The sequence below is a fragment of the Kitasatospora sp. NRRL B-11411 genome, assembly GCF_000721345.1.
Taxonomy (GTDB): domain Bacteria; phylum Actinomycetota; class Actinomycetes; order Streptomycetales; family Streptomycetaceae; genus Kitasatospora; species Kitasatospora cineracea.
On sequence record NZ_JOGH01000130.1, the window covers coordinates 1 to 17,587 of the forward strand.

At 76.8% G+C, this 17,587-nt stretch carries 17 protein-coding genes; 6 read left to right on the plus strand and 11 right to left on the minus strand.

Translation table 11 applies throughout. The annotated features are described in order from the left end of the window. Positions 1–222 precede the first annotated feature (222 nt). Entirely contained in the window at positions 223–1,824 is a 1,602-nt protein-coding gene (locus tag IH44_RS49240) for an HtaA domain-containing protein (protein ID WP_051817900.1), read from the plus strand. 64 nt (positions 1,825–1,888) lie between these two features. On the opposite strand, the gene IH44_RS0134110 is transcribed toward IH44_RS49240, so the two are convergent. Both IH44_RS0134110 and IH44_RS0134115 read right to left on the minus strand, forming a co-directional pair. Continuing rightward, positions 1,889–2,188 (minus strand): hypothetical protein, encoded by a 300-nt coding sequence (locus IH44_RS0134110; protein ID WP_157852557.1) that lies wholly within the window; start codon positions 2,186–2,188, stop codon positions 1,889–1,891. 165 nt (positions 2,189–2,353) lie between these two features. Then, on the minus strand, positions 2,354–3,028 hold the full coding sequence (locus tag IH44_RS0134115) for a heme oxygenase (biliverdin-producing) (RefSeq protein ID WP_030463691.1): 675 nt from the start codon (positions 3,026–3,028) through the stop codon (positions 2,354–2,356). A 146-nt stretch (positions 3,029–3,174) separates the two neighbouring features. Here IH44_RS0134115 and IH44_RS0134120 point away from each other — a divergent pair, with 146 nt between their 5' ends. Together IH44_RS0134120 and IH44_RS0134125 are read left to right on the plus strand one after the other, a co-directional pair. Next, positions 3,175–3,939: a methyltransferase domain-containing protein gene (locus tag IH44_RS0134120; protein ID WP_030463692.1), complete on the plus strand. Its 765-nt coding sequence runs from the start codon at positions 3,175–3,177 to the stop codon at positions 3,937–3,939. Positions 3,940–4,041: 102 nt separating this feature from the next. Then, complete coding sequence (locus IH44_RS0134125) at positions 4,042–4,869, plus strand: hypothetical protein (RefSeq protein ID WP_051817904.1); 828 nt, start codon at positions 4,042–4,044, stop codon at positions 4,867–4,869. Here IH44_RS0134125 and IH44_RS0134130 read toward each other — a convergent pair. Both IH44_RS0134130 and IH44_RS0134135 read right to left on the minus strand, forming a co-directional pair. Beyond that, on the minus strand, positions 4,823–5,830 hold the full coding sequence (locus IH44_RS0134130) for a hypothetical protein (protein WP_051817906.1): 1,008 nt from the start codon (positions 5,828–5,830) through the stop codon (positions 4,823–4,825). The genes IH44_RS0134125 and IH44_RS0134130 overlap by 47 nt on opposite strands. A gap of 10 nt (positions 5,831–5,840) precedes the next feature. Next, on the minus strand, positions 5,841–6,902 hold the full coding sequence (locus tag IH44_RS0134135) for a methyltransferase domain-containing protein (protein WP_030463695.1): 1,062 nt from the start codon (positions 6,900–6,902) through the stop codon (positions 5,841–5,843). A gap of 186 nt (positions 6,903–7,088) precedes the next feature. Here IH44_RS0134135 and uppS point away from each other — a divergent pair, with 186 nt between their 5' ends. Next, the gene (uppS, locus tag IH44_RS0134140; protein ID WP_035957257.1) at positions 7,089–7,883 is read left to right on the plus strand and encodes a polyprenyl diphosphate synthase; all 795 of its coding nucleotides are present in this window, start codon (positions 7,089–7,091) and stop codon (positions 7,881–7,883) included. 179 nt (positions 7,884–8,062) lie between these two features. Here uppS and IH44_RS0134145 read toward each other — a convergent pair whose 3' ends face one another. Next, positions 8,063–9,139 carry an ROK family protein gene (locus tag IH44_RS0134145; RefSeq protein WP_035957258.1) on the minus strand — a complete coding sequence of 359 codons (1,077 nt, stop codon included), beginning with the start codon at positions 9,137–9,139 and terminating at the stop codon, positions 8,063–8,065. 56 nt (positions 9,140–9,195) lie between these two features. On the opposite strand from IH44_RS0134145, the gene IH44_RS0134150 reads away from it, so the two are divergent. Next, entirely contained in the window at positions 9,196–10,257 is a 1,062-nt protein-coding gene (locus IH44_RS0134150) for a Gfo/Idh/MocA family oxidoreductase (protein WP_030463698.1), read from the plus strand. After that, positions 10,254–10,742 carry a heme-degrading domain-containing protein gene (locus tag IH44_RS0134155; RefSeq protein WP_030463699.1) on the plus strand — a complete coding sequence of 163 codons (489 nt, stop codon included), beginning with the start codon at positions 10,254–10,256 and terminating at the stop codon, positions 10,740–10,742. Before IH44_RS0134150 ends, IH44_RS0134155 begins: the two co-directional genes overlap by 4 nt. A 32-nt stretch (positions 10,743–10,774) precedes the next feature. Here IH44_RS0134155 and IH44_RS0134160 read toward each other — a convergent pair whose 3' ends face one another. The 6 genes from IH44_RS0134160 to IH44_RS43355 all read right to left on the minus strand — a co-directional run. Further along, the gene (locus IH44_RS0134160) at positions 10,775–12,061 is read right to left on the minus strand and encodes a beta-ketoacyl synthase (protein ID WP_051817907.1); all 1,287 of its coding nucleotides are present in this window, start codon (positions 12,059–12,061) and stop codon (positions 10,775–10,777) included. Then, a complete protein-coding gene (locus IH44_RS0134165; protein ID WP_030463701.1) occupies positions 12,054–12,308 on the minus strand; it encodes an acyl carrier protein in 255 nt (84 codons plus the stop codon). Before IH44_RS0134165 ends, IH44_RS0134160 begins: the two co-directional genes overlap by 8 nt. A gap of 24 nt (positions 12,309–12,332) precedes the next feature. After that, on the minus strand, positions 12,333–13,346 hold the full coding sequence (locus IH44_RS0134170; protein ID WP_030463702.1) for a beta-ketoacyl-ACP synthase 3: 1,014 nt from the start codon (positions 13,344–13,346) through the stop codon (positions 12,333–12,335). An 11-nt stretch (positions 13,347–13,357) separates the two neighbouring features. Next, positions 13,358–14,206: an SDR family NAD(P)-dependent oxidoreductase gene (locus IH44_RS0134175; RefSeq protein ID WP_030463703.1), complete on the minus strand. Its 849-nt coding sequence runs from the start codon at positions 14,204–14,206 to the stop codon at positions 13,358–13,360. Beyond that, positions 14,203–15,231, minus strand: coding sequence for a 3-oxoacyl-ACP synthase III family protein (locus tag IH44_RS0134180; RefSeq protein ID WP_030463704.1), 1,029 nt, complete (start codon positions 15,229–15,231; stop codon positions 14,203–14,205). The genes IH44_RS0134175 and IH44_RS0134180 overlap by 4 nt, the downstream gene beginning before the upstream one ends. A 13-nt stretch (positions 15,232–15,244) precedes the next feature. Further along, on the minus strand, positions 15,245–17,587 hold a 2,343-nt coding region (locus IH44_RS43355; RefSeq protein WP_051817909.1), incomplete at its 5' end, for a hypothetical protein.

Sequence of the window (17,587 nt, forward strand, 5' to 3'; positions counted from 1 at the left end):
CCCCGTCCCCCTCCGCCACCCCCCTCGCCGGCCCGCCTGCCGCGGCCGCCTCCGCCTCCTCCGGCACCGGCGCCCTGCTGACCGTCCTGGCCCTGGTCCTGGCCGCCGCGGCCGGCGGAGCCGCCTACGCAGTCCGCCGCCGCAAGCGCTCCTGACCACCCCTCGGGCCGACCGCGGCCCCCTCCCCCCGTTTCCCGACCACCGAATTCCGGAGTCACACCCATGTCCCACGCCCCCGCCCGTCACCGCAACCGCACCCGGCTGGCCGCACTGGCCGCCGCGACCGCGGGTCTCGGTCTCACCGCCTTCGGCCTGCCCTCACTGGCCTTCGGCGCCGGCGCCCCCACCACCGTCAGCTACGACACCGGTTCGCTGGACTGGGGCGTCAAGGCCAGCTTCCGGAACTACGTGACCGGCCCGGCCGGCGGCGGCAGCGTCGAGCTGAGCGGCGGGGCGACCACCAACGCGGACGGCTCGTACCACTTCAACCTGGCCTCCGCGGGCTACGACCTGACCACGCACCGGCTGAACGCCGCGTTCGACGGCGGGGTCCGCTTCCTCGCCCACGGCGGCGCGCTGGACGTCGCGCTGAGCGACCTGCGGATCGTCACCGAGGGCACCACCGGCACCCTCACCGCCGACACCGCCTCGAAGGAGAGCATCGGCGCCACCGCCCCGACCCTCCGTCAGGACGTCGCACTGGCCACCTTCACCGTCGCCCGCGACACCACCAACGGCGGCGCCACCCCCGCCACCCTGACCGCCGACGGCGCGAAGGCGTTCGCGGGCTTCTACCCGGAGGGCACCGCCCTGGACGCGCTGTCGATCGTCCTCAAGCAGACGCCCGCCCCGTCCCCGTCGCCCTCCGTCTCGGCCTCGACCTCGGCGTCCGCATCCCCCTCCGCTTCCCCCTCCACCTCCACCTCCCCGTCCACCGAGCCGTCCGGTTCCCCCGAACCGTCGAACTCCCCCAGCCCCTCCGCCTCCGCTTCCTCGCCCTCCTCCTCGCCCGCTCCGTCCGCGTCCGCCTCCACCCCGGCGGGGCGTGAGCTGGCGATCGTGGACGGCCGGCTGGAGTGGGGCGTGCAGGCGGACTTCCTGGCCTACGTGACGGGGCCGATCGCGGGCGGCAAGGTGGAGTTCGGCGGCGGCGCGGACGGGTTCCGGTTCGGTGCGGGCAGCGGCAGCTACCGGACGGACACCCACGCGCTGTCGGCGGGCTTCGCCGGGTCGGTGCGCTTCCTGGGCCACCAGGCGGCCGACGGGCACTACCAGTTGGACACCACGCTCTCGAACCCGGGCGTCCGGGTGGACGCCTCCGGCGCGTACCTGGTGGCCGACGTGGCCGCCAACTCGCTCTCCGGCGGGGCCCCGGTGCGGCTGACCGGGGCCCGGATCGCCGAACTCGACCTCTCCGGGGCCGACTTCACCCCGGTCGACGGCGTGGTGACGCTGCGCCAGGTCCCGGCGAAGCTGACGGCCGAGGGCGTGCCGGTGTTCGGCCAGTACCCGGCGGGCAAGGCGCTGGCCCCGGTGACGGCGGTGCTCTCCTTCGACCGGAACGCCACCCTGCCGACCACCGCCCCGACCACCGGCACGGGCACCGGTACCGGCACCGGTACGGGCACCACCACCGGTTCCGGCACGACCGGTGGCGCCACCCTCACCAGCTCCGGCGGCGAGCTGGCCTTCACCGGCGGCGGCACCGGCACCGTGCCGATGCTGGCCACCGCGGCCGGGCTGCTGCTGGTCGGCGGGGCGACCACCGTCCTGGTGCGCCGCCGCTCCTCCGGCACCACCACCGCCGCCGAGCAGGGGCGCTGACACCGCGTCGGGCCCGTACGGAGTCTCCGTACGGGCCCGACGGGCGTGCTGCGGGGGCGGCGGGTCAGCGGGCGCCGGCCAGGACGGCGAGTTCGCGCAGGCGGGTGAAGTAGTCGGCGGCCCCGGGGTCGTCGGCGAGTTCGGGCAGGATCCGGTCGACGGTCGCTATGCCGGTGCGCAGCGCCTCTCTGCGGCGTTGGTCGAGCGGGCCGGTCAACGCGGCGGACACGCAGCCGGCGAGATGGCTCTCCAGCAGCACCAGGTCTTCACCGGCGGGCGAACGCCGGTAGCAGCTCTGCGGAAAGGGCAGGTCGAGGAAGCCCTGCCAGAGGGTGGCCAACTGGTCATCGTGCGTGTCGCTCATGCGGACGATGATGCCCGAGCGGACGGCCGCCCCGTCACCCGCCCCGTCCCTCCTCCGCCCACGACGCAGCCCGCGACCGCGGCACGCACCACGACGACGGGGCCCGGTACGGGAACGGTTCCCGTACCGGGCCCGGCGGGAGGGGGCGGCCCGTCCGCGGCGTGCTCAGGCGCTCAGCGGGTACCGTCCGCCGAGCTCGCCGAATATCGCGCCGTTGAGGACGAAGGCCCGCTTGCACTCCTCGGCGACCCGGCGGCGCTCGACCTCGTCCATCAGCTCGCCCGCGGCGTCCAGCCGGGCGCGGTAGTCGCGCTTGAACGCGGCGGGGTTGTCGATCTCCTCGAAGACGTAGAACCGGACGCCGTCGCCCTTGCGTTCGAAGCCCCAGGTGCGCTCGGCGACGCCGCGGATGATCTGGCCGCCGGACAGGTCGCCGAGGTAGCGGGTGTAGTGGTGGGCGAGGTAGCCGGCCGGCCAGGTCTCGGCGAGTTCCTCGATCCGGGCGACCAGCGCCTCGGTGGCGGGCAGCGGGGCGAGGGTGGTGCGCCAGTCGGGGCCGGCCAGGTGGTCGAGGTCGCGTTCGATGGCGGCGGTGCGCAGCAGGGCGCGGTCGATCAGCGGTCCGGCCACGGGGTGGGCGGCGAGGGTGTCCAGCCGGGATTCCAGGGCCCGGTAGACGTACCGGAGTTGGCCGGTGAGGTCGGTGTAGGCCTGGCGGCCGAGCCGTCCGCCGAGCAGGTCGCCCATGAAGGAGGACTGTTCGGCCGCCCGGTGCTCCTCGGCGCTGGCGGTGCGGAGCAGGGCGGAGAAGGCGGCGGGCTGCTGGTCGGAGCTGGACATCGGGGAGTGCCTCCAAAGATCGAATCCCCCCGATTATTTAGGTGAGGCTCACCTAAGTCAAGCTGTTTGCCGACACCCTGTCGGGAAGTTCCCACGGGGCGTTAATTCCCTCGTCCCGACCGGGTTGACGTGCTTGGATGCCCGTCATGGACCGATCATTCGACGCCCTGGTCGACGAGGCCGCCGCCGCTCCCGTCGACGGCTGGGGTTTCGCCTGGCTCGACGGCCGGGCCACCGAGCAGCGGCCCTCCTGGGGGTACCAGCGGCTGCTGGGCGAGCGGCTGGCGGCGGCCGGTGCGGCGCTCGACCTGCAGACCGGCGGCGGCGAGGTGCTCGCGGGGGCGGGGCCGGAGAACTTCCCGCGCACCATGGCGGCCACCGAGGGCTGGCCGCCGAACGCGGCGCTGGCCACCCGCCGGCTGCACCCGCTGGGCGCCGTCCTGGTGGCCTCCCCGGCCGACGCGCCGCTGCCGTTCGCGGACGGCGCGTTCGACCTGGTGACGAGCCGTCACCCGGCGGCGGTGGACTTCCCGGAGATCGCCCGGGTGCTGGCCCCGGGCGGCAGCTACTTCGCGCAGCACGTGGGCGGGCGCACCAACGTCGAGCTGAGCACGTTCTTCCTCGGCCCGTTCCCGGTGCCCACCGCCCGCGAGCACGAGGTGGAGGCCGGGCTGGCCCGGGCGGCGGGGCTGGAGGTGGTGCAGTGCCGCAACGAGCGGCTGCGCCTGGAGTTCTCCGACGTCGGCGCGGTGGTCTGGTTCCTGCGCAAGGTGGTCTGGACGGTGCCGGACTTCTCGGTCGACCGCTACCGCGAGCGCTTGCGCGCCCTGCACGAGCGGATCGAGCGCGAGGGCGTCTTCGTCTCCACCATGTCCCGCACCCTCTTCGAGGCCCGCAAACCCACCGCCTGAACCCGCCCGCGTACCGCCTGAACCGCCCGTTCGGCTGGGCCGCCCGGCCCAAGCCGTCACCCGCACCGGCGAACCCCCGGATCGCCGCCGCCCGGAGCGGCTATGCATCTCGCGGAACCACCACGGGAGGCGGGCGCAGTGGCAGCAGAGGGAAGTGCGGCGGACGGGCGCGCCGAGCTGGACCGCAAGGGCGGGCCGGGGCACACGGTGCTGCTGGCGCTGCTGGCGGCGGTGCCGCTGGTGAAGATCGCCTGGACGGTCGGCGGCGGTTCGCACACCCGCGAGGTGGTCACCACCATGGGCGTGCCGAACCTCGGCGAGGTGCTGGTCGGCATGGTGACGACCCGTCCGCTGCTGGGTTCGCTGGTGGCGGTGGTCACCTCCCGGCTGGTGTTCGCGCTGTTCGCGGCGCGCGGCGCCGTCCCGCGGGGGCGCTCGGCGGGCGCGCTGGCCCGGACGGTGGCGCTGACCCTGGTCAACCCGCTGGCGATGGGCGTGCTGTGCTGGGTGTTCTACGGGCCGTGGTGGGGGCTGGGGGTGGCGCTGGCCGCGCTGGCGCTGCGGCAGGGCGTGGTCCAGGAGTACCGGGCGGGCCGCCGCACCCACCCGTCCGGGCGGCCGGACACCGCCGCGCTCGCGCCGTGGCGGCTGCGGCTGGTGGCGGCCGAGCAGTGGGCGGCGCTGCTGCTGACGGTGCTGGTGCTGCCGTTGACGGCGTTCGCCGCCGCGCTGGACGGGCTGGCCTGGGACACCGTGCTGCGCTGCGAGGTCGCGGCGGGGTCGCACACCGAGGAGTCCCGGCTGATCGAGCTCGACCGCAAGGGCAACGGCGTGGTCGGCTGGGACCTGCACGCCCGGGAGGTCGTCAACGGGCTGGGCTGCGTCAAGGAAGAATCGCTGCGGGTCCGCCCGGCCTGGTGGAACTCCTGACCGCCGCCGGCCGGTCCAGCGTCCGGCGCACGGGGTGGCCGGAGGCGTCGGTGGTCAGCCAGCTGCCGTCGCCGAGCGGGCACAGGTCGTAGCAGTCGGTGGCGTGCGAGTCGAACTCGCCGAGGATGCGGCCGGTGTGCGCGTCGACCCGGTAGCTGCGGAACCACTCCTGCTCGGTCTCCTCGTCCTCGCCGTACAGCACCACCGCGAGGGTGTCCGGGTCGAGGTAGCCGCCGCTCCACTCGACCACGGCCTCCCACTCCGTGCTGTCGTAGCCGAAGTCGTCGACGGTCAGGGTGAACTCGGCCTCGCCGCCGGGGTGGGCGTGCACGACGAGGTCGGCCTGGCCGTGGTCGACCGTCAGGAAGTGCTTCCCGTCCGGGGAGAGGCCGATCAGGCAGCGGTCGCTCCAGGGGTAGGGGCGCAGGTCGAGGACGCCGTCGGCGGCGGTGCCGCGGAAGACGGTCGTGCCGTCCTGGCCCTCGCCGACGTCGAGCAGCACCTCCCCGCCGGGGTGGGTGAAGTGCTCGCCGCCGTGGCCGACGGTGTCCAGCGCGGTCTGTGCCAGGAGCGCGCCGGTGTCGGCGTCCAGCACCGTCCAGTGGTCGTGGCCGGCCCGGCCGGCCATCGCGTCGGGCTGGTAGAGCCACAGCTGCCGGCCGTCCGCCGAGAGCCCGCAGCCCGGCCGGTGGCCGAGCTCCTCGGTGCGCTCCCCCGCGATGGCCGAGCGCCACAGCTCGCTGCCGTCCGCCGCGACGCACACCGCGGCGTCCAGCGTGGTGTAGTACGCCCGCGACAGGTCCCGCGCCACCGCCCGGTCGCACACCGCGTCGCCGTCCCGGGGCCGGAACCGGGCGACCGGCGCCAGCACCCCGAGCTCCGGGGCGGCCGGGTCGTAGGCGCAGATCACCCCGTCCACCAGCCGGGCGGTGAGCGGGCGGAGGTGCGCGTTCTCGGTCATGGCGGGGACCTTAGCCCACCTCGCCGACAGGCCCCGGGCCGGGCTTCTCGGCGGTGACCACGAACACCGTGACGGCGGCCAGGAACGGCCCGCGCGCCAGGTGCTCCAGCCACTCCCCGGCCTGCTCCCGGGTCAGGTACCCGGCGGCGACGGCCCGTTCGGTGTTGCGCTGCAGGCCGAGCACCCGGTCGGCGGCCCGGACCTCGCGGAAGAGCACCGGGACGGGGACGACGGCGCGCACGGCGAGCCCGGACTCCTCGGCCAGCCGCGGCAGTTGACGCCCGATCAGCGGGTTGCGGACGATCCGCTCGGTGAGGTGCCGGGTGAAGGCGCGGGCCGGGGCGGGGTCGGGGTGGTCGACGGCGAGGGTGTCCCAGTCCGGTTCGGCGGCCACCAGCCGGCCGCCGGGGCGCAGCACCCGGCGGGCCTCGGCGAGGGCGGCGGCCGGATCGGCGAGGTGCTGGAGCAGCCGGTCGGTGCGGATCCGGTCGGCGCTGCCGGGGGCCAGCGGGAGGCGGTGGACGTCGGCGCGCAGGACGGCCGTGTTCGGCAGCCCGGCGGCCAGGCCGGCGGCCCGCAGGGCCATCCGCGGGTCCCGGTCGATGCCCAGCACCCGGCCGCGGGCGGTGGCGGCGCGGGCCAGCGCGGGCAGCGCGGCGCCGGTGCCGCAGCCCCAGTCGAGCAGGTGCTGCCCGGGGCGGGCGTCCAGGGCGTCCAGCAGGACCTGCTGGTAGGCGCGGGCCTGGTCGGTGCCGTTGAGGCGCTCCTGGTAGGCGATCCGGTCGGGGACGACGGTCTCGAAGAGCTGCCCGGCGACGTCGGCGAGCGCGTTCAGCTCCCGGCCGAGGGCGCTGCGGCCCGCGTCGGTGAGGCGGACCGGGCGGCGGCGGCCCTCGCCGGGCAGGTTCTCGATCAGCTGCTTGTCGCGCAGCCGGGCCAGGGCGCCGGAGAGGCTGCCGCGGCCGAGCCGGGCGCCGGTCATCCGTTCGATGGCGGTGTTGACGGCGTAGCCGTGCAGCGGCCCGTCCGCGAGCGCGGACAGCACCAGCATCTGGGCGTCGTTGGTGCGCACCTGGCTCCGCTCCTCCGGGGTCCTTCGTGGGTCCTTCATGGGTCCTTCGTCGGTTTTTCGACGGCTCTCGGTCGGTCCGTCGCCGTTCGCCCGTCCGACCGCGCTTCTCGATGACACGCGACGCGTGCTATTCATTGTGCACCACGCGGTCCGCCCGTCGTCCGAAAGGCCGTCACCTTGCCTGCCGTGAAGCCCACCCCGCCTCTGCGCGCCCTGCGCTCCCTGCAAGCCCTGCGGGCCGGTCGGCTGCGCCGCCGCCTGGCCGGGACCGAACTGCCCCGGCACATCGGCCTGATCATGGACGGCAACCGCCGCTGGGCCCGCGAGCACGGCTTCGCCGACACCCGGCTCGGCCACCGCTACGGCGCGCAGCACGCGAGCGCGGTGCTCGGCTGGTGCGAGGCGGTGGGGGTGCGGCACGTGACGGTGTTCGTCTGCTCGGCGGAGAACCTGCGGCGGCGCGGCGACGAGGAGGTCGCGTTCCTGATGCGGGTGATCGAGGAGGTGCTGACCCGCAACCTGGCCGGACCGCGCCCCCGCTGGCAGGTCCGGGTGGCGGGCGACCCGGACACCCTGCCGGAGTCGACGGCCCGCGCCCTGGCCCGTGCGGAAGCAGCCACCGCCGCCTGCACCACCGGCGCCCGCCTCACCCTCGCGGTCGGCTACGGCGGCCGCCAGGAACTGGTCGACGCCGTCCGGAACCTGCTGCACGCCCACGCCGACACCGGCCGCCCGGTCCGGGCCCTGGCCGAGGAACTGACCTCCGACCACATCGCCCGCCACCTCTACACCGCCGGCAGCCCCGACCCGGACCTGGTCATCCGCACCAGCGGCGAGCAGCGGATGTCCAACTTCCTGCTCTGGCAGAGCGCCTACGCGGAGCTCTACTTCTGCGACGCCTACTGGCCCGCCTTCCGCGAGGTCGACTTCCTCCGCGCCCTGCACACCTACGCCACCCGCAAACGCCGCTACGGCGCCTGACCCCGGCCGGAGGCCGGGGTCAGGGGCCGGAGGGCAAGGGTCGGGGCCCGGGGCCGCCGCGCCCCCGTCCTCGCTTTCCCCCTCCTGCGCCCTCGCCCTTCGCACTTGTCCTTGCCCTTCGCTCTCGCCGGCAGCCGAACAGGCGGGCCGCACGAGGGCGGTGGCGCTCTCCCTCGCCGTCAGTCGAACAGGCGGGCCAGGGCGAGGGCCGCGGCGCCCTGGGGGACGGCGAGGGGGGCGGCGCGGGTGAGGGTGACGTGCTGCCAGGCCGGGTCGGGCAGGCGGGTGGCGAGTTCGGTGCGGATCGCGGTCTCGTAGCGTTCGGGGTCGTCGAGGAGGGCGGTGCCGCCGAGGGTGACCTCCTCGACGTCGAGGAGGCGGACCAGGTTGGCGACGCCGACGGCGAGGGCGGCGGCGGCCCGGTCGGGGCGGCCGTCCCGGAGGGCGGTGAGGCAGAGGGCCTCCAGGCAGCCGCGGGCGCCGCAGGCGCAGGGCGGGCCGGCCGGGTCGAGGCACTGGTGGCCGAACTCGCCGGCGTTGGTGCGCGCGCCGCGCTGGACGCGGCCGCCGAGCACCAGGCCGGCCCCGGCGCCGTCGCCGAGGGAGACGAAGGCGCGGTGGTCGGGGCCCGGGCGGCCGAGCACCCCGGCGGTGGTGTTCTTCTCCACCAGGACCGGGAGCCCGGTCCGGTCCTGGACGGCTTCGCGCAGGTGGAGGCCGTGCCAGCGGGGCATGCCGGTGACCTGGTGGAGGACGCCGTCGCGGGTGTCGAGCGGGCCGGGGCAGGCGAGGCCGAGGCCGAGGACGCGGCCGTCCGTCCCGGTGCCGGCGGTGAGTTCCCGGACCATGGCGGCCAGCCGGTCGAGGACCGGCCCGGGTTCGGCGTCCGGGGCGATCGGCGCCCGGTCCTGGGCGACGACGGCGCCGGTGAGGTCGACCTGCAGCAGGTGCAGGCCGTGGCGGCCGATCTCGGCACCGAGGGCGTACCGGGAGCGCGGGGCGAGCCGGAGCAGCGTGCGGGGTTTGCCGCTGCGGCCGGCGACGTGCGCGCGTCCGGCCTCGGTGAGCAGGCCGTCGGCCAGCAGGCGGGCGGTGATCTTGCTGATCGCCTGGGCGGTCAGTCCGGTGCGGGCGGCCAGTTCGACCCGGCTGGTGCCGTCCTCGGCGGCGCGGACGGCGCGCAGCACGGCCGCGTCGTTGCGGTCGCGGAGCAGGGCGAGGTTGAGGGCGCGGTGCGGGGCCGGGTCGCTGGTCACGGAGTCGATGGTACGGGTGCTTGCCAGTTAATCCACGCTGTTGTTTAACTTGGGGTATGGACTCCTCGCCCCTGAACGTGGGACTCGTCGGCTACGGCATCGCCGGCGCCGTCTTCCACGCGCCCCTGATCAGCACCACGCCGGGCCTGCGCCTCGCGGCCGTGGTGACCGCCGACCCGGAGCGCCGCGCGCGGGCGGCCGCCGCCCACCCCGGCGCCGCCCTGCTCCCGGACACCGACGCGCTGTGGGCCGCGGCGCCCGAACTCGGCCTGGACCTGGTGGTGGTCGCCTCCCCCAACCGCACCCACATCCCGCTGGCCACCCGCGCCGTCGAGGCCGGGCTGCCGGTGGTGGTCGACAAGCCGCTCGCCGCCACCGCCGCCGAGGGCGAGCGACTGGCCGCCCTGGCCCGGGAACGGGGGGTGCTGCTCAGCGTGTTCCAGAACCGGCGCTGGGACGGCGACTTCCGCACCGTCCGGCAACTGGTCGACTCGGGCCGGCTCGGCCGGGTGAACCGGTTCGAGTCCCGCTTCGAGCGCTGGCGCCCCGAACTCAGCGGCGCCTGGCGCGAACTGGGCGACCCGGCCGAGGCCGGCGGCGTGCTCTACGACCTCGGCGCGCACCTGGTCGACCAGGCCCTGGTCCTGTTCGGCCCGGCCGAGCGGGTCTACGCCGAACTCGACGCCCGCCGCACCGGCGCCGCGACCGACGACGACAGCTTCGTCGCCCTCACCCACGCCGACGGCACCCGCTCGCACCTGTGGATGAGCGCGACCGCCGGCGACCTCGGCCCCCGCTTCCGGGTCCTGGGCTCCCGGGGCGCGTACGTCACCCACGGCCTGGACGGCCAGGAGGACGCGCTGCGCCTCGGCGGCACCCCCGCCGACCCGGACTGGGGCGTCCGCGCCCCCGAGCACTGGGGCTCGTTCCGGGCCGGGGACGCCGTCGAGCCGGTGGCCACCCTGCCCGGCCGCTACCAGGACTACTACGCGGGCCTGGCCCGGGCCCTGCGCGGCGACGGCCCCGTCCCGGTCGAGGCGCAGGACGCCGTCCAGGCACTGCGGGTACTGGAGGCGGCGCAGCGCTCCTCCCGCACCGGCACGGCGGTGACCCTGTGAACCCGGACGCCACCCGCCCCGACGACACCCCTCCCGACATCGCCGAACTGGAGCGCCAGCACCGGGAGTTGCAGCTCCCCTCGGCCGGCCTGGCGGACACCTGGCGGCTCGGCTCGCTGATCGTCGCGGTGGCCCTGGAGCGCGGCCTCGCGGTGACGGTCGACATCCGGCGCGGCGAGCAGCAGGTCTTCCACGTCGCACTGCCGGGCACCAGCGCCGACAACGACGACTGGATCAGCCGCAAGGCGGCCGTGGTCCGCCGGTTCGGCGAGGCCTCCTACCTGGTGGGCGAGCGCCACCGGGCCAAGGGCCGGGCCTTCGACCTCGACCCGGCGCGCTACGCCGCGCACGGCGGCTCCTTCCCGCTGCTGGTGCGCGGCACCGGGATGGTCGGCACGGTCACCGTCTCCGGCCTGCCGCAGCTCGACGACCACCGCCTGGTCACCGAGTGCCTGGCCCGGTACCTGGTGGAGCGTCAGCAGTAGCGTCCGGCCCGGCGCCCGGCGGAGGCCGGGCGTCAGGGCGCGTCCGTCCGGCGCAGGGCCAGCACCGTGTTGTGGCCGCCGAAGCCGAGCGAGTGGCTGAGCGCCAGCCGGGGGCCGTGGTCGCGGGGGCGGCCGGTGACCAGGTCGATTCCGGCGGTGTCGGGGCCGGGGGCGTCGTGGTTGGCGGTGGGCGGGGCGGTGCCGGTGCGCAGGGTGCGGACGGTGAGGGCGGCCTCGATCGCGCCGGCCGCGCCCATGGTGTGGCCGAGGGCGCCCTTGGCGGAGGTGACGCTGGGCGGGGTGCGGGCGAACAGGTCGCGGATCGCGGCGGCCTCGGCCCGGTCGCCCCGCGGGGTGCCGGTGCCGTGCGCGTTGACGTGTTCGACCTCGCCGGGTGCGGCGTCCGCGGCGCGCAGCGCGAGGGCGACGGCGGCGCGCAGGCCGCGGCCCGCCGGGTCGGGGGCGGTGGGGTGGTGGGCGTCGGAGGTGGTGGCCCAGCCGGCGAGGTGGGCCAGGGCGGGGGCGCCGCGGGCGGCGGCGTCGGCGGCGCGTTCCAGCACCAGGACGCCCGCGCCCTCGCCGAGCACGAAGCCGTCCCGGTCCCGGTCGAAGGGCCGGGAGGCGGTGGCGGGCCGGTCGGTGCGCCGGGACAGCGCGCCGGTCCGGGCGAACGCGGCCGCGCACAGCGGGGTGGCCATCGCGTCGGTGCCGCCCGTCACGGCGAGGTCGCAGGCGCCGGTGGCGAGCAGCAGGGCGGCGTGCGCGATCGCGTTGGCGCCGGAGGCGCAGGCGGTGGAGGTGTGCAGGGCGGGGCCGGTGGTGCGCAGCGCGAGGGCGAGGTGGCCGGCGGCGGACAGGTTGGGCAGGTAGCCGGTGAGGGTGAGCGGGGAGAGGGCGTCGGGGCCGCGGTCGAGCAGGCGGCGGTGGGCGTCCTCCAGGACGGCCACGCCCCCGGCGGCCGAGCCGACCACCACGGCGACCCGGGCCGGGTCCCAGTCGGGGGGCCGGGGGCCGAACGCCTCGATCCCGGCTTCCCGGAGCGCTTCCTGGGCCGCCGTCAGCAGGTAGCGGGTGGAGCGGTCCAGCCGCCAGCCCTGCCGGACGGGGGCGTCCTCGGGGTGCGGCGGGCGGCAGCTGATCGGTACCGGGGTGCCGTCCAGGGCGGGGTCGTACCGGGCGGTGCCGCGCCCCTCGCACAGGGTGCGCCAGGTGGCGGCCATCCCGGCGCCCCCGGCGGTGACGGCCCCGGTGCCGGTGACGACGATCCGCGCCCGGTCCGCCCGGTCCGCCCGCTCAGTCCGCTCAGTCCGGTCAGTCATCTCCGGGTCGCCGCCCGTCCAGCAACCTGCGCACTTCGTCGGCGAGTTCGCCGACCGTCACGTCGCCGGTGGCGGCTTCGGCGTCCAGCGGGACGCCCCACTCCTCCTGCAGCGTGACGTACAGCTCGACGACGGACAGCGAGTCGAGGTCGAGGTCCTGGAAGCTGGCCCGAGCGGTGATGAGATCGGCGGGGACGTCGAACTTCCCGGTGAGGACGGCGGCGATGCGTTCGGTGACCTGGTCCACGGGGTCTCTCCTCCTGGTGGGACGTCAGTCCAGGGTGCGGCGGACGGGGGTGGCGGCGGGCCAGGTGAGGGCGACGGACGCCCAGGTCAGGCCGCCGCCGAAGGCGGTGAGCAGGGTCGGGGTGCCGGGGGCGAGGGCGCGTTGCGGGCCGTCGTCGGCGAGCACCAGCGGGATGGACGCGGCAGCGGTGTTGCCGAGTTCGCGCAGGTTGCCGAAGCGGACGGCGGGCGGCAGGCCGAGGCGGTCGGCGACCGAGTCGAGGATCCGCTGGTTGGCCTGGTGGGCGACGAACGCGCCGAGGTCGGCGGGTTTCCAGCCGGCGGCGGCCAGCGCCCGGGCGGCGGAGTCGGTGAGGTGCCGGACGGCCTGGCCGTAGACGGAGCGGCCGCGCATCCGGAACCAGTGCCCGTCCGGGTCCTGCCGCTGCCGGTCGGGGTGGCGGGAGCCGCCCGCGTCGATGGTGATCAGGGCGGCGCCGCCGCCGTCGCTGCCCAGGTCGGCGGCGTGCAGCGCGCCGGGCGCGCCGTCCTCGGCGGCGGCCAGCAGCACCGCCCCGGCGCCGTCGCCGAACAGGGCGGCGGTGTCCCGGTCGGTGGGGTCGACGATGGTGGAGTAGGTGTCGGCGCCGATCACCAGCGGGTGGCGGCAGGCCCCGGCGCGGACCAGGGCGTCGGCGGTGGCCAGCGCGTACAGGAAGCCGGAGCAGACCGCGGACAGGTCGAGGGCGGGGACGCGCGGCAGGCCGAGCCGGTGGGCGACGGCGGGTGCGGTGGCGGGGCAGGGGTGGTCGGGGGTGGTGGTGGCGAGCAGCACGAAGTCCGGTGCGGCGTCGGCGGATTCGATCGCGGCGGCCGCGGCGTACACGGCCAGGTCGCCGGTGGCGGTGCCGGGTGCGGCGCGCCGGCGGCGGTGGATGCCGGTGCGCCGGCGGATCCACTCGTCGCTGCTGTCGAGGCGTCCCTCGGTGATCACCTGCTGGTTGTCGACGCTGCGGGCGGGCAGGCAGGAGCCGATCCCGACGACGGCCGCGCGGGGCACCGGACGCCCCCTCAGGCCGCGAACGGGGAGGGCGGCTTGGGGATGGCCCCCAGTCCGCCGTCGGGGGTGCTCAGGCCGCCGTCCAGCACCAGGGCCTGCGCGGTGACCAGCGCGGAGGCGGGCGAGGCGAGGAACAGCACCGCCCCGGCGACGTCCTCGGGGGTGCCCCAGCGGCCCTGCGGGACGTGCGCCATCAGCCACTGCGAGAACGGCTCGGTGCCGGACGCGAAGCTGGTCATGTCGGTGGTGATCCAGCCGGGACAGACCGCGTTGACCCGGATCCCCTCGCGGGCCCAGCCGACGCCCAGGCTGCGGGCCAGCGAGATCTGCGCGGCCTTGGTCGCGGCGTACGCGTCCAGCAGCGGGGTGCCCATCACCCCGGACGCCGAGGACATCAGGATCAGCGAGGCCCGGTCGGACGCCGCCAGGTGCGGGTGCGCGGCCCGGCAGATCTCGGCCGTGGCGTTCAGGTTGACGGCGATCACGTGCTCCCAGTCCTGCTGGGTGGAGTGCTGGAACGGCACCAGGACGGGGCTGCCGTCCGCCGCGGTGGGCAGCACCCCGGCGTTGTGCAGCAGCACGTCGATCCCGCCGAGTGCCGCGGCCGCCCGTTCCACCAGGGCGCTCGGCGCGCCCGGTTCGGCCAGGTCCGCGGCCAGCGCCACGGCCCGCACCCCGTGCCCCTCGGCCTCCTCGGCCGCCTCCCGCAGCGCGGCCCCGGTCCGGGCGCTCAGCGCCAGGTCGCACCCGGCCTCGGCCAGCGCCAGCGCGCAGGCCCGGCCGATGCCCCGCGACGCCCCGGTGACCAGCGCGCGGGCGCCGTCCAGTCGGAACGCCCCCGGCAGTGTGCTCTTGCTCATGGCAGTGCTTCCTTCCGTTCGCGGTCGATTCCCCCCGGGGTCCCGGACCAGCGCAGCAGGGCGCTGCCCCAGGTCATGCCGGCCCCGAAGACGGTCAGCAGGATCAGGTCGCCGGGCCGCAGTCGGCCCTCGGCGTGCGCGGTGGCCAGCGCGTACGGGGCGCTGGCCGCGCCGATGTTGCCCACCAGGTCGCCGACCACGGTCATCCGGTCGGCGAGGCCCGCCTCGGCGGCGAGCCGGCGCACCAGGACCGGGTTGGGCTGGTGGGTGATCACGTGGTCAATGTCGTCGACGCCCAGGCCGTGCCGCTCCAGCGTCTCGTGCAGCATCCGCGGGAAGGCGTCCCGGATGAACCGGCTCACCGTCCGCCCGTCCATCCGGATCCGGTGCGCGCCCTCCGCGAGGGTCTCCCGGGTCGCCGGGCGGCGGCTGCCCCCGGCCGGGATCAGCACCCGGTCGGCGAGCCGCCCGTCCGTGCCGAGCCGGAACCCGCCCAGCCCGCCCGGCGGTTCCACCGGGCCCAGCACGGTGGCGGCGGCGCCGTCCGCGAACAGCACGGCGGTGGCCCGGTCCGCCGGGTCGACGAACTTCGAGTACGCCTCCACCCCGACCACCGCGGCGAGCACCGGCCCGTCCGCCTCGCGCAGCCAGTCGTGCGCGACCTTCGCCCCGAACAGCCAGCCCGAGCAGGCCGCCGACACGTCCAGCGCGACGGCGTTGCCGGCCCCGACCAGTGCCTGCACCCGGCAGGCGGTGGCCGGGCCCAGCTCGTCCGGCGTGGAGGTCGCGCACACCAGCAGGCCGAGCCGCTCCGCCGGCACCCCGGCCGAGGCCAGCGCCCGGCGCACCGCCTCGGCGGCGAGGTCCGAGGCCGCCTGCCCGTCCGCCGCGACGTGCCGCCGCCGCACCCCCGTCCGCTCCGCGATCCACTCCGGCGTCACCCCGGCCCCGGCCGCCACCTCCCCGTTGCCCCGCACCCGCACCGGCACGTACCGCCCGGTGCCCCACACGCCCACCGCGTTCACCACCGCGCACTCCTCACTCGGGAAACTCCTGCTCGGACGGGGTGTTCGGCCCCTCGGGACGGCCCTCCCGGGCGGGGCCGTCGGGAGGGCCCTCGGGGAAGCCGCCGGGAGATCTGCTGGGAAAGCCCTCGGGAAAGCCCTCGGGGAATCCCTCCGGAAGGACGATGTCGTCGGGGAAGGCGAAGGCCCGCTCGACCTGCTCCAGGTGCGGCAGCAGCCGGTCGTAGCCGCGTTCGAGGGCGTTCTCCAATCCGGCCAACTCGCCGGGGGCGAGGGTGCGGTGGCGCAGCAGGGCGCCGGCCGTCCGGTCGGCGGCGCGCAGGGCGGCGAGGTGGGCGAGGGCGTCGGTGGCCCCGTCCGGCGGGAGGGCGGCCAGGGCCCGCGGGAGGTCCTCGGCGGCGAGCCGGGCGGCGTACGCCGCGCCGAGTTCGGCCGCCCGGTCGAGCAGCGGGTTCCACACCTCGAAGGGGGTGGCGCCGCCGCGGGCCCGCTCGGCGGTGGCGCGCCGCAGCCAGCCGGTCAGGGTGTGCTGGTGCCGGGCCAGGACGGCGGGCCACCAGCCGGGGTCGCCGAGGTCGGCCGGGACCGGCGGGGGCCCGCCGGGGCCGGCCTCCGCCAGCAGGGCGCGTCCGAGGTCGTAGCGGATCAGCCGGCTGTCGCCGCCGGCCGGGTCGAAGGAGCGGGCGAATCCGTGGTAGCCGGCCAGCCGGTTGCCGTCGGCCAGCCCGGCGTGGCCGCAGCGGCGCTGGCACTCGGCGATGATCCGCTCGGCCTCGTCGGCGCAGTGCGCCTTGTACGCGGACAGCGGGCGGCTGACGGCGGCCCACGGCGCGAAGCCGCTCTCCGCGCCGGCGGCGTCGGACTCCCGGGCGGCGGCGAGCAGTTCGCGGGCCCGGGCGGCGGCGCAGCTGAGCGCGAAGGCGTCGGCGAGGGCGCCGAGCAGGGCGCGCTGCTGGCTGCGGTGGGCGAGCAGCGGGGTGCCGGGGGCGAGCGCGGCCCGGGTCTCGCGGTGGCGGGAGTGCCGGACGGCGAGCACCGCGGACTGCCGGGCGAGCGCGGCCAGCGCGGTGGGCAGGACGCCCCACAGGTCCTGGCCGACCGCGAGGGTGCGGCGCAGCCGGTCCTCGGGGGTGCGCGGGTCGTGCAGGTGCCCGTCCGCGTCGAGGTCGGCGTCGTCGCGCAGCCAGTGCGCCTCGGGGACGCGGACGCCGTCGAACCGGACCCGGTGGTAGCTGAGCGGGAGCGCGCCGACCGGGACGGGCGCGGAGAGCGCCACCCCGGGGCGGGGCCCGTCGTGGTCGGCGAGCCGGACCAGGAAGGCGAACACCCCGCCCGCCCGGCCCGCCGCGTCCACCGCCCGGGCGATCACCACGGCCCCGCGCGGGCCCGGGTACTGCGGCACCCCGCCGAACTTGACGTCCGCCTCCTCGGTGGTGCGCAGCACGAACTCCCGCCGGTCCGGCCGGAATTCGGCCACGGTGCCGGCGCCGAGGTGGCTGCTGGCCCGGCCCGCCTCGGTCACCAGGTAGCCGATCCGCAGGTCGCCCGCGTCGACGGCGCCGAGTTCCGGGCCGACGTCCTTGCGCGCACCGGCCAGCCGCAGCAGCGACCCCTGCCCGAGGACGCTCTGGGTGACCACCGTCATCCCGAGCCGGGGATCGGCGACGGCGGCCCAGGCCAGCGCCGCGGCCAGCCCGTCGGGGTCGGCGTGCAGGTCGGCGGCCGCGGGTAGGGCCCGCAGCAGGGCCCGCAGCCGGCGGTACAGGTAGGGCTCGCGTTCGGCCGCGGCCTCGGCGACCCGGTAGGGGTGGCGGGCCAGCGCCCGGTGCAGGCGGGGCAGCCGGCCGGGGTGGTGGCGGCCGTGCAGCAGTTCGTCCAGGGTGCGGTCCGTCGTCACCGTTCGCTGTCCCCTCTCGCGCTCTTCTTCCCCGGTGCCGTGCACGCGTTGCGCCCGCGTGCCGTGCACGCGTTCCGCCCCCGCGCCGTGCACGCGGGCGCCGGTGCCGCGCAGGCAGTCGGCGGCGTTGCGGCCGAGCGCGCTGCCCGGTCCGGCCTCGCGGTAGTCGGTGTGGCCGTGGGCGGCCAGCAGGGCGAGGATCCGGGGCAGGTGGGCGGGCCGGACCAGGCAGTCGGCGACGCGGGCCGCCAGGTCGTCGGCCGGGGTGTAGCGGCGTCCCGCGACGGCCGAGTAGACCGGTACGGCGGTCGGCCCGATCGGCGGCCCGCCGCGCAGCACCTCCTCGAACTCGCCGCGCTGCCTGCCCAGTTCGGGGTGGTGCGAGCCGAACGGGAGGTGCAGCCGGACGGCGCTCAGGCCCTCGGCGGCCGCCAGCCCCTCGACGGCGGCCAGCCGGTC

Excerpts from the sequence above, each read along its gene's own strand:
- IH44_RS0134160 (WP_051817907.1), bottom strand. The coding sequence starts at position 12,061 with ATGACTGACCGGACTGAGCGGACTGAGCGGGCGGACCGGGCGGACCGG.
- IH44_RS0134115 (WP_030463691.1), bottom strand. The coding sequence starts at position 3,028 with ATGTCCAGCTCCGACCAGCAGCCCGCCGCCTTCTCCGCCCTGCTCCGC.
- IH44_RS0134130 (WP_051817906.1), bottom strand. The coding sequence starts at position 5,830 with ATGACCGAGAACGCGCACCTCCGCCCGCTCACCGCCCGGCTGGTGGAC.
- IH44_RS0134125 (WP_051817904.1), top strand. The coding sequence starts at position 4,042 with ATGCATCTCGCGGAACCACCACGGGAGGCGGGCGCAGTGGCAGCAGAG.
- IH44_RS0134150 (WP_030463698.1), top strand. The coding sequence starts at position 9,196 with ATGGACTCCTCGCCCCTGAACGTGGGACTCGTCGGCTACGGCATCGCC.
- IH44_RS49240 (WP_051817900.1), top strand. The coding sequence starts at position 223 with ATGTCCCACGCCCCCGCCCGTCACCGCAACCGCACCCGGCTGGCCGCA.
- IH44_RS0134110 (WP_157852557.1), bottom strand. The coding sequence starts at position 2,188 with ATGAGCGACACGCACGATGACCAGTTGGCCACCCTCTGGCAGGGCTTC.
- IH44_RS0134175 (WP_030463703.1), bottom strand. The coding sequence starts at position 14,206 with ATGAGCAAGAGCACACTGCCGGGGGCGTTCCGACTGGACGGCGCCCGC.
- IH44_RS0134120 (WP_030463692.1), top strand. The coding sequence starts at position 3,175 with ATGGACCGATCATTCGACGCCCTGGTCGACGAGGCCGCCGCCGCTCCC.